12 protein-coding genes and 1 tRNA gene are annotated in these 15,125 nt (G+C 41.4%); 1 reads left to right on the top strand and 12 read right to left on the bottom strand.

All coding sequences use genetic code 11. From position 1 onward, the window contains the following. Window positions 1-88 precede the first annotated feature (88 nt). On the bottom strand, window positions 89-967 hold the full coding sequence (locus ODQ17_RS16000) for an alpha/beta fold hydrolase (protein WP_107880609.1): 879 nt from the start codon (window positions 965-967) through the stop codon (window positions 89-91). Between the two features lie 117 nt (window positions 968-1,084). Here ODQ17_RS16000 and ODQ17_RS15995 point away from each other — a divergent pair, with 117 nt between their 5' ends. Next, a complete protein-coding gene (locus tag ODQ17_RS15995; RefSeq protein ID WP_107880608.1) occupies window positions 1,085-1,570 on the top strand; it encodes a DUF4442 domain-containing protein in 486 nt (161 codons plus the stop codon). A gap of 44 nt (window positions 1,571-1,614) precedes the next feature. Here the strand turns inward: ODQ17_RS15995 and ODQ17_RS15990 are convergent, their stop codons facing one another. From ODQ17_RS15990 to ODQ17_RS15940, 11 genes are all read right to left on the bottom strand, one after another. Beyond that, window positions 1,615-1,971 carry a DNA transfer protein p32 gene (locus ODQ17_RS15990; RefSeq protein ID WP_322904956.1) on the bottom strand — a complete coding sequence of 119 codons (357 nt, stop codon included), beginning with the start codon at window positions 1,969-1,971 and terminating at the stop codon, window positions 1,615-1,617. 215 nt (window positions 1,972-2,186) lie between these two features. Beyond that, window positions 2,187-2,552: a hypothetical protein gene (locus ODQ17_RS15985; protein WP_005301737.1), complete on the bottom strand. Its 366-nt coding sequence runs from the start codon at window positions 2,550-2,552 to the stop codon at window positions 2,187-2,189. A gap of 180 nt (window positions 2,553-2,732) precedes the next feature. Next, on the bottom strand, window positions 2,733-6,926 hold the full coding sequence (rpoC, locus tag ODQ17_RS15980) for a DNA-directed RNA polymerase subunit beta' (protein ID WP_013199106.1): 4,194 nt from the start codon (window positions 6,924-6,926) through the stop codon (window positions 2,733-2,735). 86 nt (window positions 6,927-7,012) lie between these two features. Continuing rightward, entirely contained in the window at window positions 7,013-11,101 is a 4,089-nt protein-coding gene (gene rpoB, locus ODQ17_RS15975; protein ID WP_005301734.1) for a DNA-directed RNA polymerase subunit beta, read from the bottom strand. 305 nt (window positions 11,102-11,406) lie between these two features. After that, the gene (gene rplL / locus ODQ17_RS15970) at window positions 11,407-11,772 is read right to left on the bottom strand and encodes a 50S ribosomal protein L7/L12 (protein ID WP_004795102.1); all 366 of its coding nucleotides are present in this window, start codon (window positions 11,770-11,772) and stop codon (window positions 11,407-11,409) included. A gap of 48 nt (window positions 11,773-11,820) precedes the next feature. Continuing rightward, window positions 11,821-12,327, bottom strand: a complete 507-nt coding sequence (gene rplJ / locus ODQ17_RS15965) for a 50S ribosomal protein L10 (RefSeq protein ID WP_004699170.1) — start codon at window positions 12,325-12,327, stop codon at window positions 11,821-11,823. A 313-nt stretch (window positions 12,328-12,640) separates the two neighbouring features. Beyond that, window positions 12,641-13,336 (bottom strand): 50S ribosomal protein L1, encoded by a 696-nt coding sequence (gene rplA, locus ODQ17_RS15960; RefSeq protein WP_004795104.1) that lies wholly within the window; start codon window positions 13,334-13,336, stop codon window positions 12,641-12,643. Window positions 13,337-13,339: 3 nt separating this feature from the next. Further along, the gene (rplK, locus tag ODQ17_RS15955) at window positions 13,340-13,768 is read right to left on the bottom strand and encodes a 50S ribosomal protein L11 (protein ID WP_001074682.1); all 429 of its coding nucleotides are present in this window, start codon (window positions 13,766-13,768) and stop codon (window positions 13,340-13,342) included. A gap of 109 nt (window positions 13,769-13,877) precedes the next feature. Next, window positions 13,878-14,411 carry a transcription termination/antitermination protein NusG gene (gene nusG, locus ODQ17_RS15950; RefSeq protein ID WP_003654499.1) on the bottom strand — a complete coding sequence of 178 codons (534 nt, stop codon included), beginning with the start codon at window positions 14,409-14,411 and terminating at the stop codon, window positions 13,878-13,880. 7 nt (window positions 14,412-14,418) lie between these two features. Continuing rightward, window positions 14,419-14,859 (bottom strand): preprotein translocase subunit SecE, encoded by a 441-nt coding sequence (gene secE, locus ODQ17_RS15945; RefSeq protein ID WP_004795106.1) that lies wholly within the window; start codon window positions 14,857-14,859, stop codon window positions 14,419-14,421. A gap of 75 nt (window positions 14,860-14,934) precedes the next feature. Beyond that, window positions 14,935-15,010 (bottom strand) — tRNA-Trp (locus ODQ17_RS15940). Window positions 15,011-15,125: the final 115 nt, after the last annotated feature.

The raw sequence follows: 15,125 nt of genomic DNA, 5'->3' as shown, positions 1-15,125 counted from the left end.
GCAAAACAAAAGGCGACATTCTATCAGATTCAGACCTATGAAGCCGAAAATATCGCCGAATTAACAGTTTTATGCAGTCACTCAATGATTAAGCTTGGGCCTTAATAAACTGACGAATATGATCTGCAATTTTTGCCGGCTCACTTAGAATTGCCCAGTGATTTGCTTCAAGCTCTACATATTCAAAATTTTCCACCCACTTTGGCATAGCCTCAGTAATATATTCGGGGCTCACAAAAGTGTCATATTTTAAAATAACGGCTTTGACTGGACATTGAGCATAACGCTGACGAGGGCCAGTTAAACGAGGAATAAAATTTGCTCGATATAAATTAATGCCATATTTACCATCTGCATTAATATTATTATTTAAAGGTAAATTACTTTTTCTCTCTAGCTGAGTCAGAACTTTCCCCCATTTTTCAGGGCTAAAAAGAGACCATACTGTTGGTGCTAACAAAGGAAGATGGAATGCACCGATATACCAAGATTTGGTTAATATTTTTAGGATCTGAGCTGGTGAAGATTTAAATTTATCACGCAAAAATAAAGCAGCATGGTCAAGACATGGCCCAGAAATGGTTGTGTATGATAATAACCGTCCTTTAAATTTAGGCTCAGTTACCGACTCCCAAGATTGAATTGAACCCCAATCGTGTGCAGCCATATGGAATTGACGATTTGGTAATAATTCATCAACCACTTCTTGTAAATCTAGAGATAACCGCTCTAAACGGTAATCGCGTATACGTTTTGGTATAGACGACAAACCCGCCCCACGTACATCATAAGTGACAATGTAAAAATCATTGATTAAATTTTCAATGATTGATTCCCATACTTCTTGATTGTCAGGATAACCATGTACTAAAACCAACGGTGTATTTTTTTCGTCGCCCCATGTTTTGGCACAAAGCGTTTGTTGGTCACTTGTTGTTACTGTATGAACTTTTGGCTGCATAATCATTTCCTATCTTGTTTTTCAATCGATCATGTCGTTAGTCGGATAGAGCATTGCCATCAATATAAAAAAGATGATACTTATCTAGTATGAATACTGTTTCAATAAAAAAAATTGACTATTATGGCTATTTTAAGAAGACTTCAGAACAATCCTACGATTTCAAAATTTCTATTTAATCACTACCCACCTTATCGTGGTGCAGGGATTTATATTGAAATCATGAATTTAGAACTTTGCCATGTACGTGTGAAAATGCCTCTGACCTGGAAAAACCAAAACTTGGTCGGAACACATTTTGGGGGCAGTCTTTATTCAATGGTTGATCCATTTTACATGATGATTCTGCTGCATCATCTCGGATCAAAATATATTGTTTGGGATAAAGCTGCTGAAATTAATTTTCTTTCCCCTGGTCGAAGTACGGTACATGCAGACATTCGAGTAGATTTAGCTGAGATTGAGCAAATACGTGAGCTTGCTGAAAACTACGAACCTGTTTTAAGAACTTATCATCTAAATATTTTTGATGAATCTGGGGTAAGAATTGCCGAAGTTAAAAAAACACTTTATATCCGACGTAAAAAAGCAAAACCTTTCCCTCAATGAAAATAAGCGCTAAAAAGCGCTTATTTTATTCAATCAATACGGTGTTATTTTTTTTCTTCAATCGCTGCACCAGCACCACCACCGATCGCACCGCCAATTGCAGCACCAGAGTCACCACCCAATATTGCTTTACCTACCACAGAACCGATACCAGCTCCGATCGCACTCTTAGTCGTGGTTTGCTTACTACCGCCTTGGCTATTTGAACCAACACCAGCACCTACTGCTGCACCTAAGCCTGCACCAACACCACCACCTACATGGTTACCTAAGCCACCACCTAGTGCTCCACCTGCTGCTGCTGCACCAATACGCTGGTCAGACGGACTCATATTTTGACAACCCGTAAACATAAGCGTAGACAACATTAAAGCAGAAACTAATCCTATTGTTTTTTTCATGGCCATACTCCTACTACCTGTTCTAATAAAAAGAATAATCCTCTTTTATGAGGAATTTGATCAGATTGTGTTATTCATCTGTCCTAATCGATTGATATTTTGTAAAGCTCATCTATTTATACTCATCAAACAAAATTTTAATTATAAAAAAGGCATAAAAAAGAAGTCTCTAACAGGTTAAAGACTTCTAGGTTTAAACATTATTAGGAATACTTTTAGTACTTCCCTTTTTTCTCTTCATAAGCTGCGCCCGCACTACCACCAAGTGCTCCACCTGTAGCAGCACCAGCATCGCCACCAATGATTGCGCCACCTAACACCGCACCCACACCGGCACCGATTGCACTATTACGCACGGTTTTACTACTAGATCCTTTTGCGTTAGCTGCAACGCCAGCACCGAGAGCCGCTCCTAAACCTGCGCCAATATTACCGCCCACATGTTTACCTACAGCACCACCTGCACCACCACCAATCGCAGCCGAACCAATACGTTTACTTTCTGGGCTTGCATTTTGGCAACCAACAAACAAAGTTGTTGACATCAGGCCTACACTCACAATCATCATCATTTTTTTCATTAGATTTACTCCAGTCTTCATAAGCATGTAGCCTAATCTGTTTTTGTGGAGCGTTTATCCCGCTTAAGTAATAAAATAATGGCTCTTTAATATGTTTATGTAATTACCACTTTTAATTGTTATAAATACATATAAACAAAAAAGGCACCCTGAGGTGCCTTTTTTAGTGCCAGTCTAAACTTAGAATTGTTCTGAGTTTAATGCTTGGCTAAATGCTTGGTCTACTTCGCTGAAGTCATTGTGAAGCTCATGTTCAGCAGCTTCTGCTTCTTGACGACGACGTTCTAAGTGGTATGCAAGACCAGTACCAGCTGGAATCAAGCGACCCACTACAACGTTTTCTTTCAAGCCACGTAAATCATCTTCTTTACCTGTTACAGCAGCTTCAGTTAACACACGAGTTGTTTCCTGGAACGATGCAGCAGAGATGAAGGAGTCTGTAGAAAGCGATGCTTTCGTAATACCCATCAATTGACGTTCAAACTTCGCAGGGAACTTGTTCTGAGCCAAGACAGCTTGGTTCTCTTGAACAACGCGGATGTAATCCACTTGCTCGCCTTTGATGAAGCTTGTATCGCCGCCATCAGTGATATCAACTTTACGCAACATTTGACGTACGATAACTTCAATATGTTTGTCGTTGATTTTTACACCTTGGAGACGGTATACGTCTTGAACTTCGTTCACGATGTAGTTAGTTAATGCAACTTCACCTTTCAAACGTAAGATGTCGTGCGGGTTTTGTGGACCATCAGAAACTGTTTCACCACGGTTCACATGCTCGCCTTCGAACACGTTGATTTGACGCCATTTTGGAATCAATTCTTCGTAAATCTCAGAACCATCATCTGGGGTAATTACTAAACGGTTTTTACCCTTAGTTTCTTTACCGAAGCTTACAACACCTGAAACTTCAGCAAGAATTGCATGTTCTTTCGGTTTACGTGCTTCGAATAAGTCAGCTACACGCGGAAGACCACCGGTAATATCACGAGTACGTGATGTTTCTTGTGGTACACGACCAATTACGTCACCCACACCAATCGTTTCGCCATCGCGAACAGTTACGATAGTGTTTTGTGGCAAGAAGTAGAACTGTTCGCCGCCATCTGTTGTATCCAACACGATTGCAGGACGTAAATCTTTACCAGAAGCAGGACGAGCTGTTACAGGCAAGATTTCAACAGTAGTCATACCAGTTGCATCATCAGTTTTCGATGTTGCAGTTACACCATCAGCGATTTGGCTGAAACGTGCTTTACCAGCAACTTCTGTTACCAATGGATGTGTATGCGGATCCCAAGTCGCTACGATACCGCCAGCTTCTACAGCTTCACCATCTTTCAACAAGATGCTTGCACCGTAAGGAAGTTTATAACGCTCGCGCTCACGACCTAAATCATCGGCAATACCAATTTCACCTGAACGTGAAACTGAAACCAAGTGGCCTTTTGCATGTTGTACAGTTTTCACGTTATGGAAACGTACAGTACCTTTGTTACGTACTTGAACACTGTTTGCAGCAGAAGTTCGGCTCGCAGCACCACCAACGTGGAACGTACGCATCGTTAACTGTGTACCTGGTTCACCAATAGATTGTGCTGCCATTACACCCACTGATTCACCTGGGTTAACCAAGTGACCACGTGCAAGGTCACGGCCATAACATCTAGCACATACACCAAAAGCAGATTCACAAGCAATTACTGAACGTACTTTGACTTCATCCACACCCGCTTCTTCAAGATGAGCTGCGATTTTTTCGTCAATTAACGTACCACGAGGTAATACAACTTCATCATCAGATGCACGACGTACGTCTTCAGCAGTTACACGACCTAATACGCGGTCACGTAATGGCTCAATGACATCACCACCTTGAATGAATGGAGTCATTACCAAACCACCAGCTGTACCACAGTCAGGCTCAGTAATTACCAAATCTTGCGCTACGTCTACAAGACGACGAGTCAAGTAACCAGAGTTCGCAGTTTTCAATGCTGTATCGGCCAAACCTTTACGCGCACCGTGTGTTGAAATAAAGTACTGGAGTACTGTTAAACCTTCACGGAAGTTCGCTTTAATCGGTGTTTCGATAATCGAACCATCCGGTTTTGCCATCAAGCCACGCATACCAGCAAGCTGACGAATCTGTGCCGCACTACCACGGGCACCAGAGTCAGACATCATATAGATGCTGTTGAATGATTTTTGTTTCTCGTCTTCACCTTGTTTGTTTTTCACAAGTGTATAAGACAAGTTATCCATCATCGCTTTAGCAACTTGGTCGTTTGTACGCGCCCAGATATCGACAACTTTGTTATAACGCTCACCAGCAGTTACGAAACCTTGTTCGAACTGTTGTTCGATTTCACGAACTTCTGTTTCAGCTTTATCAATAATTGTGTGCTTTGTAGGTGGAATCAACATGTCTTCCATACCTACAGATACACCTGAACGAGTCGCTTGACGGAAGCCCAAGTACATTAATTGGTCAGCAAAGATAACTGTATCTTTCAAACCAAGTTTACGGTAGCAAGAGTTGATTAACTTCGAGATATTCTTTTTAGTCATCTCAAGGTTGATCATGTCAAAGCTTAAGCCTTGTGGAACAACTTCCCAAAGCAAACAACGACCTGGTGTCGTATCAACAATAATAGTTCCGTGTTCACGTTCACCATTTTCATTGATAACAGTTTGATGCACACGTACTTTAACACGAGCATGGATCGCAACCTGACCAGTTGCAAGTGCACGGTTTACTTCGTGAGTATCAGCAAACACCATGCCTTCGCCTTTAGCATTTACTGCATCACGCGTGATGTAGTAAAGACCCAAGACAACGTCCTGAGAAGGAACGATGATCGGCTCACCATTCGCTGGTGACAAGATGTTGTTTGTTGACATCATCAATGCACGAGCTTCTAACTGTGCTTCAAGTGTCAATGGAACGTGTACCGCCATTTGGTCACCATCGAAGTCGGCGTTAAACGCAGCACAAACGAGTGGGTGAAGACGGATTGCCTTACCTTCAATAAGAATAGGTTCAAATGCTTGAAGACCTAAACGGTGAAGTGTTGGCGCACGGTTCAACATTACTGGATGTTGACGAATTACAGAAGCAAGAACGTCCCAAACCTCTGGAGTCTCGCGCTCAACCATTTTCTTCGCAGCTTTAATGGTTGTTGCTTGACCTGAAGCTTGTAGTTTCGCAAAAATAAATGGCTTGAATAATTCAAGTGCCATTTTCTTCGGAAGACCACATTGGTGAAGACGTAAAGTAGGACCTACAGTAATTACCGAACGACCAGAATAGTCAACACGCTTACCAAGTAAGTTCTGACGGAAACGACCTTGTTTACCTTTGATCATATCTGCCAAAGATTTTAATGGACGTTTGTTAGAACCGGTAATTGCACGACCACGACGACCGTTATCAAGCAATGCATCTACAGACTCTTGTAGCATACGTTTTTCGTTACGCACGATAATGTCTGGTGCTGCAAGATCAAGAAGGCGCTTCAAACGGTTGTTACGGTTAATGACACGACGATATAAATCATTCAAGTCAGAAGTCGCGAAACGACCACCTTCAAGTGGAACTAATGGACGTAAATCAGGTGGAAGTACAGGAAGTACATTCATCACCATCCATTCTGGCTTGTTGTTTGAATCGTTGAATGCTTCCATCAATTTCAAGCGTTTAGACGCTTTTTTCAACTTCGTTTCAGAAGTTGTTTGAGGAATTTCTTCACGTAAACGTGCGATTTCAGCTTCAAGATCGATATCTTTTAATAAGTCCTGAATCGCTTCTGCACCCATTTTCGCAGTGAATTCATCACCGTGCTCTTCAAGTGCATTGAAGTATTCTTCGTCTGTTAAAAGTTGATACTTTTCAAACGGAGTCATACCAGGATCAGTTACAACGTATGATTCGAAATACAATACGCGTTCGATATCACGAAGCGTCATATCAAGTAATAAACCGATACGAGATGGTAACGATTTTAAGAACCAGATATGTGCAACTGGAGATGCGAGTTCAATGTGACCCATACGTTCACGACGAACTTTCGCTGTAGTTACTTCAACGCCACATTTTTCACAAATGACGCCTTTGTATTTCATACGCTTGTATTTACCACACAAGCATTCGTAATCTTTTACTGGACCAAAAATTTTGGCACAGAACAAACCGTCACGTTCTGGTTTAAAAGTACGGTAGTTAATTGTCTCAGGTTTTTTAACTTCACCATGAGACCATGACTTAATCATTTCTGGTGACGCAAGACCAATACGGATACGGTCAAACTCAATTGGTGCATGACCATCTGAGTCCGTTTTCTTACGCATGATATCGAGCAAGTCTTTCAATTTTTTTCTCCGTGTGTCGGGAAGCAACGCTTACCCGACTGGGTCACAAATATTGTTTTTTCCTAAAAAATCGTGAGTCTTACGACTTAGTCACCATTTTTCAGTTCAATGTTGATACCTAAAGAACGGATCTCTTTGGTCAATACGTTGAACGATTCAGGCATACCCGGATCCATATAATGGTTACCATCTACAATATTCTTATAGATGCGTGTACGACCTTCAACGTCATCCGACTTAACAGTTAACATCTCTTGAAGAGTATATGCTGCACCGTAAGCTTCAAGTGCCCAGACCTCCATCTCACCGAAACGCTGACCACCGAACTGTGCTTTACCACCAAGCGGTTGTTGTGTAACAAGTGAGTAAGAACCAGTTGAACGCGCATGCATTTTGTCATCAACCAAGTGGTTCAATTTGAGCATGTACATGTAACCTACAGTTACAGGACGATCAAACTGTTCACCCGTACGACCATCAAACAATACTGTTTGACCAGTACGTGAAATGTCAGCTAATTCAAGTAAGTCTTTAATTTGGCTTTCTTCAGCACCATCAAATACAGGAGTAGCTAAAGGCACACCAGCACGTAAGTTGCCAGAAAGAGCTAAAACTTCAGCATCAGTTAAGCTATCAAGATCTTCTTGCTCGCCACCAACTTTGTTATAAATCTTGTCTAAGAATTCGCGAAGTTCTAAAACTGTACGCTGTTCTTTCAACATTTTTTCGATTTTATCGCCAAGCCCTTTAGCCGCCATACCCAAGTGAGTCTCAAGAATCTGACCCACGTTCATACGAGATGGTACACCCAATGGGTTCAATACGATATCTACTGGTACACCGTTCGCATCGTGTGGCATGTCTTCAACAGGTAAAATGTTAGATACAACACCTTTGTTACCGTGACGACCAGCCATTTTATCACCAGGCTGAATGCGACGTTTAACTGCTAGGTAAACTTTAACAACTTTCAGAACGCCTGTTGTTAACTCATCACCAGTCGAAAGCTTACGTTTCTTCTCTGCAAACTTCTCATCAATTTCTGCGCTCTTCTCTTTCAAGAACACTTGAATTTGAGATAAACGTTCAGCAATTGCTTCGTCTGTAGGTTGGATTTCAAGTAAGTCAACAAGCTCTAAACCAGACAACATATCTTCAACAAGTTTGTCGCCACGTTTAGTCGAACCACCACCATTAGATTCTTGGCCTTTAAGCAAACGAATTACACGCTCACGAGCTGCTTCTTCAAAGATCTTGTATTCTTCTTTCAAGTCTTTACGGTAAGAGTCAAGCTGTGCTTTTTCAATTGCTAACGCACGGTCATCTTTCTCTAAGCCATCACGAGTGAAGACTTGAACATCGATAACTGTACCTTTAGTACCAGATGGAACACGTAAAGATGAGTCTTTAACGTCAGCTGCTTTCTCACCGAAGATTGCACGAAGCAATTTTTCTTCAGGAGTTAACTGAGTTTCACCTTTAGGCGTTACTTTACCAACAAGGATGTCACCAGCAGTAACTTCAGCACCGATATAAACGATACCTGATTCATCAAGTTTAGAAAGTGCAGCTTCACCTACGTTAGGAATATCGGCAGTAATTTCTTCTGCACCTAACTTAGTATCACGCGCTACACATGATAATTCTTGAATATGAATAGAAGTTAAACGGTCTTCTTGAAGTACACGCTCAGATAATAAGATCGAGTCTTCGTAGTTGTAACCATTCCACGTCATGAACGCTACACGCATGTTTTGACCAAGCGCAAGCTCACCCATATCTGTTGACGGACCGTCTGCCAAAATGTCACCGCGAGCAACTTTGTCGCCCAAATTCACGATAATATTTTGGTTAATACAAGTGTTTTGGTTAGAACGTGTATATTTAATGAGGTTGTAAATATCTACACCAGCCTCACCTGCAATCATTTCATCTTCGTTTACACGAATAACGATACGAGAAGCATCTACATATTCAATCGCACCACCACGGTTTGCGATCACACATACACCAGAGTCACGTGCTACGTTCGCTTCCATACCTGTACCTACAAGCGGTTTATCCGCACGTAGAGTAGGAACGGCCTGACGTTGCATGTTTGAACCCATTAATGCACGGTTCGCGTCATCGTGTTCAAGGAATGGAATAAGCGATGCAGCTACAGATACAACCTGCTGTGCAGATACATCCATATGCGTCACTTTTTCAGGTGGAATACGTACGAATTCACCTTGATGACGAACAGAAACAAACTCTTCTGTTAAGTTACCATCTTTATCTACAGCAGAATCGGCCTGTGCAATAACAGTACCTACTTCTTCAATAGCAGAAAGATATTCAACAGCATCAGTTACTCGGCCATCTACCACTTTACGGTAAGGTGTTTCCAAGAAACCAAAATCATTTGCTTTTGCATAAACAGAAAGCGAGTTGATCAAACCAATGTTTGGACCTTCAGGCGTTTCAATTGGACATACACGACCATAGTGAGTTTGATGTACGTCACGTACTTCAAAGCCCGCACGTTCACGCGTTAAACCACCAGGTCCAAGCGCTGAAACACGACGTTTATGTGTAATTTCAGATAATGGGTTGTTTTGATCCATAAACTGAGACAATTGGCTTGAACCAAAGAATTCTTTGATTGCAGCTGCAACTGGTTTTGCGTTAATGAGATCTTGCGGAGACAAATTATCTGTTTCTGCTTGGCTTAAACGCTCTTTAACAGCACGTTCAACACGAACTAAACCAACACGGAATTGGTTTTCAGTCATTTCACCAACAGAACGTACACGACGGTTACCCAAGTGATCGATATCGTCGACTTCACCTTTACCGTTACGGATTTCAACTAATGTACGTAATACATCGATGATATCTTCGTGCGATAAAATACCTTCTACTTCACGTGACTTCTGGTCAGTACCAACTTCGTATGGGCGACCCAAACGACGGTTGAACTTCATACGACCTACTGGAGATAAGTCATAACGTTCAGAAGAGAAGAATAAGTTATTAAATAAGTTTTCAGCAGCTTCTTTTGTTGGTGGCTCGCCTGGACGCATTACTTTATAGATTTCGACTAATGCTTCTTCACGACCAGATGTTGTGTCAGCACGTAATGAGTCAGCAACAAATGAACCACGGTCAATATCGTTCGTAAATAAGATATTGAATTGTTTAACGCCGCCTTCTGCTAGTTTCACCATAACTTCATGGCTTAACAATGTATTTGCAGCAATCACATCACCATTACGTAAAGTAATGTCTTCAGCAGTGATACGCTCATACAAGTACTCATCAGGAACTGATAGCTTAGCTAAACCAGAAGCTTCCATTTGACGTACGTGACGTGCATTAATACGTTTACCTTGTTCAACAATGATTTTACCGTCATTGTCAGCAATATCAAATTGCGCCATTTCGCCACGCAGACGATCTGGAACGAGGTCAATTTGATAGCTACCCATATCAAGATATACAGGCACTTTCTCATAGAACAAATTCAAGATTTGTTCATTGTTATAACCTAATGCACGCAACACAACAGTTGCTAATAATTTACGACGACGGTCAATACGTACGTAAACTAAATCTTTAGCATCAAATTCGAAATCTAACCATGAACCACGGTAAGGAATAATACGTGCAGAATAAAGTACTTTACCACTTGAATGTGTTTTGCCTTTATCGTGATCGAAGAACACACCAGGTGAACGATGTAATTGAGATACAATTACACGCTCAGTACCATTGATAACAAAGGTACCGTTGTCTGTCATGAGTGGCATTTCACCCATGTAGACTTCTTGTTCACGTACGTCTTTAATAGATTTAGTTTCGCGATCTTTAATAATCAAACGAATTTTTACGCGCATTGGTGCCGCATAAGTCGAACCACGTAAAATACATTCACGCACATCAAACTCAGGCTTACCAAGGCTATACTCAACAAATTCTAAAGCAGCATTGCCAGAATAACTTTCTATAGGAAAAACTGAACGAAATGCGGCTTGGAGACCGATATCTTCGCGGTTTTTTGGAGATTTGCCACCTTGCAAGAACGTTCTATACGAATCGACCTGAATCGAAAGTAAGTACGGTGCTTCCATTACTTGGGGCAATTTACCAAAATTCTTACGGATCCGTTTCTTTTCGGTATATGAGTATGCCATCTGGAGTCCTCGGAAAGTAAACCAAGCCCGCCTGCAGAACGGGCTCAGAAGGAATTACACAGGCCGATATGGCCACCACTGTTTACAAATGCTGCAATTTTTAGTGGTATTAAAACGCTTAACAATATTTTTTAAAAAGAAAAATATTGGTAAGCATTTGAAATTACTTTGATTCTTCTGAAATATAACAGTTATTGTACAGAACAAACAAAAATCGAGCCGATTATTGTAACGCAAAAAGGCTGATGACCCAAGAGCCATCAGCCATTTTATGGAGCCGATTTAAAAACCGACTCCTTTTACAATTACTTAAGTGTAACTGTAGCACCAGCTTCTTCAAGTTTCTTCTTAAGTTCTTCGCCTTCTTCTTTAGAAACGCCTTCTTTAAGAACTTGTGGAGCACCTTCAACTAGGTCTTTAGCTTCTTTAAGACCAAGGCCAGTTGCTTCACGAACTGCTTTAATTACAGCTACTTTGTTAGCACCAAAAGAAGTCAACTCAACGTTGAATTCAGTTTGTTCTTCAGCAGCAGCAGCAGCAGGAGCAGCAGCTACAGCTACAGCAGCAGCAGATACGTTGAATTTCTCTTCAAAAGCAGAAATAAGTTCAACAAGTTCAAGAACAGTTTTTTCAGCAACTGCGTTTAGGATTTCTTCGTTTGTTAAAGCCATGAGATTAACTCCAAATGGGTATTGAATGGTGTGGAAGTAGATTTAAGCTTAAGCAGCTTCTGACTCGTTTTTCTCTTGAAGCGCTGTAAGTAAGCGACCCAATTTCGAAATAGGAGCTTGAAGAACAGATGCGAGCATAGTAAGCGCTTTTTCTTGGTTTGGAAGATTTGCGATAACGCTAACATCAGCACCTTGATAAAGTTTGCCGTCAAATGCAGCAGCTTTTAATTCAAATGCTTTGTTAGTTTTAGCAAATTCTTCAAACAAGCGTGCAGCTGCACCCATATCGTCTTCAGAAGTTGAGAATGCTAAGATTGTTGGGCCAACAAGGTTGTCATTCAAGATTGCAAATTGCGTATCTTGAAGAGCACGTTTAGCCAAAGTATTACGTACAACACGTGTAGCAACACCTAGTTTACGAGCTTCAACACGAAGAGTAGTTAATTGCTCAACGGTTAAACCTTGATAGTCAGCAACAACGGCAGCGAACGCTGTAGAAGCAGTTTGAGCCACTTCAGCAACGATCTGTTTTTTGCTTTCAATAAGAAGAGCCATTGTAAAACCTCCTAACGGTGATTTATGTACTCAAAAAAGTACACTCCCAATTCGCAAGTCAATAAGGATTTGACTTGCACGCGGAGGAGGAATAAATCACACCACCGCGTCTACGCAGGCTGGGTTATTAAGAAGATATTCAAAAGAAGTCTCTTCGCCTGTGGTCTTTGACGCTGATAAATTTACATTTATCAATTCAAAGTCCGCCTGATGAGTGAGGAAACAAAGCAATACTTTGTATGGGTATAAAAACCTATGATTTTTATACCTTACCCTCAATCAGGACTTTAAAATTCTTGACTAAGTTTTAAACTTAGTTAGAAACGTTGCTTACATCAACAGTAAGACCAGGACCCATAGTTGAGCTCAAAGTGATCTTTTTGATGTATACACCTTTAGAAGTTGCAGGTTTTAACTTTTTCAAGTCAGCAACTAAAGTTTCAACGTTTTGACGGATAGCAGCAGCTTCAAAGCCTAATTGACCGATCGCAGCATGGATAATACCCGCTTTGTCTACACGGTAACGAGCCTGACCAGATTTAGCGTTTTTAACAGCATTCGCTACATCAGGAGTTACAGTACCCACTTTAGGGTTTGGCATTAAACCACGTGGACCAAGAATTGTACCGAGCTTACCAACAACACGCATAGCGTCAGGAGCAGCGATTACAACATCAAAGTCAAGGTTTCCACCTTGAATGCTTTCAGCAAGGTCATCAAAACCTACGATGTCTGCACCAGCTTCTTTAGCAGCTTCTGCTTGCGCGCCTTGAGCAAACACAGCTACACGTACAGTTTTACCAGTACCAGCAGGTAATGTAGTCGCACCACGAACAACCTGATCAGATTTACGTGGGTCTACACCAAGATTCACAGCTACATCCAAAGATTCTTTGAATTTCGCAGCAGGTAGGCTGTTAAGAACTTGCACTGCTTCTTCCAAAGTATAAACTTTGTTTGCTTCAACAGCAGCAGCAATGGCTTTTTGACGTTTAGTTAACTTTGCCATGTCTTATAGCTCCACTTCCAAGCCCATAGAACGCGCAGAACCAGCAATGGTACGTACACGTGCGTCTAAATCAGCACCAGTTAAATCTGGTTCTTTAGTAGTCGCAATTTCTTCTAACTGAGCACGAGTCAACTTACCAACTTTAGTTTTGTTTGGTACAGATGAACCCTTTTGGATACCAGCAGCTTTCTTAAGAAGAATAGAAGCTGGAGGCGTTTTCATGATGAATGTGAACGACTTGTCGTTGTACACAGTAATCACTACAGGAATTGGAAGACCTGGTTCAACTTTTTGTGTAGCAGCATTGAATTCTTTACAGAATGCCATGATGTTTACACCACGTTGACCTAATGCAGGACCAATTGGTGGAGATGGATTTGCTTTACCAGCTGGAACTTGCAGCTTGATATAGCCGTCAATCTTCTTAGCCATTTTAAAATACCTCTGGGTACGAACGCCGCTAGGCTCCCCAATCTTTACGCAACACTACTGTTACAACAACAATGCCCGATAAAATCGGGCGCTTTTCAACCAATTAAGATTAAATCGTTTTTTCGACTTGGCGAAATTCGAGTTCAACCTGAGTTGGTCGATTAAATACATTAATCGTCAACGTTAAACGTGACTTTTCGTATTGAACTTCTTCCACCACACCTTTAAAGTCTGTGAATGGACCGTCAATAACAAGTAATTCTTCACCAGGCTCAAACATCGTCTTAGGACGTGGTGCTTCACCTGTATTACGTACACGCGCAAGAATCGCATCTGCTTCGCGCTGAGTGATTGGTGCTGGTTTTTCAGGTGTACCACCAATGAAACCCAGAACCTTTGGACATTCTTTAACGATATGCCAAGTATCATCATTCATTTCCATTTCGACTAATACATAGCCAGGAAAGAATTTACGCTCAGATTTACGTTTCTTACCATCCTTCATTTCTACCACTTCTTCGGTAGGAACAAGGACATCACCAAAGCTATCAGCAACAGCGCTACGCTGGATTCGTTCTGTAAGCGAACGCAACACTTGTTTTTCATAGCCAGAGTAGGCATGAATAATGTACCAACGTTTCATAGCTCTTTTACCCGATAATCAACTTAATTAACCAACCCAAACCATAGTCAAAGCACCATAAAACCAATGATGCAACAACTACAACCAATAGAACCTGCCACGATGTAGTGACTGTTTCTTGTTTTGTTGGCCAAGTTACTCGACGCAATTCGACTCGTGCATCTTTTAGCAAACGAACGAAGCCTTTACCTTGATGGGTGGCGTATAATAAACCTAAAGCCACAACGATACAAGCAAAAATTGCCCCAACGCGCACCCAAATATTATTTGCAGGCGCCCAATACGCTGGTAAATACTGATTCACCATAGTAGCTAAAAGCAAGAATGCAATTGCAATCACCCATAGAACAATATCTAGAGGCGAACCAGAACGAACAACTTCAGCAGAATTATTTCTTTGAGGAATTGGCGCGTCGCTCAATGCGTCACGCGATTTATCATTCGACATTTTTGTACTCGTCGTAGAACTCGCGACTTATTATATGAACAACTAAGCCAGCATCAAGCTTTTTATTTCAAAATATGGCAGGTCAGGAGGGACTCGAACCCCCAACATTCGGTTTTGGAGACCGACGCTCTACCAATTGAACTACTGACCTATAATGCAAGTTGAGAGCCAAAGCCCTCAACCTGAGACGTAATCCGTCACTATATTATGCTTATGCAGTTACTTTCGCAACAACACCAGCACCTACAGTACGACCACCTTCACGG

Origin of the sequence: Acinetobacter sp. IRS14, from assembly GCF_034650275.1 — a bacterium.
Taxonomy (GTDB): Bacteria; Pseudomonadota; Gammaproteobacteria; order Pseudomonadales; family Moraxellaceae; genus Acinetobacter; species Acinetobacter oleivorans.
This window is presented reverse-complemented; position numbering and strand designations above follow the sequence as displayed.

Coding starts and splice junctions, on each gene's coding strand:
- ODQ17_RS16000 (WP_107880609.1), bottom strand. CDS start 967: ATGATTATGCAGCCAAAAGTTCATACAGTAACAACAAGTGACCAACAA.
- ODQ17_RS15995 (WP_107880608.1), top strand. CDS start 1,085: ATGGCTATTTTAAGAAGACTTCAGAACAATCCTACGATTTCAAAATTT.
- ODQ17_RS15990 (WP_322904956.1), bottom strand. CDS start 1,971: ATGAAAAAAACAATAGGATTAGTTTCTGCTTTAATGTTGTCTACGCTT.
- ODQ17_RS15985 (WP_005301737.1), bottom strand. CDS start 2,552: ATGAAAAAAATGATGATGATTGTGAGTGTAGGCCTGATGTCAACAACT.
- rpoB (WP_005301734.1), bottom strand. CDS start 11,101: ATGGCATACTCATATACCGAAAAGAAACGGATCCGTAAGAATTTTGGT.
- rplL (WP_004795102.1), bottom strand. CDS start 11,772: ATGGCTTTAACAAACGAAGAAATCCTAAACGCAGTTGCTGAAAAAACT.
- rplJ (WP_004699170.1), bottom strand. CDS start 12,327: ATGGCTCTTCTTATTGAAAGCAAAAAACAGATCGTTGCTGAAGTGGCT.
- rplA (WP_004795104.1), bottom strand. CDS start 13,336: ATGGCAAAGTTAACTAAACGTCAAAAAGCCATTGCTGCTGCTGTTGAA.
- rplK (WP_001074682.1), bottom strand. CDS start 13,768: ATGGCTAAGAAGATTGACGGCTATATCAAGCTGCAAGTTCCAGCTGGT.
- nusG (WP_003654499.1), bottom strand. CDS start 14,411: ATGAAACGTTGGTACATTATTCATGCCTACTCTGGCTATGAAAAACAA.
- secE (WP_004795106.1), bottom strand. CDS start 14,859: ATGTCGAATGATAAATCGCGTGACGCATTGAGCGACGCGCCAATTCCT.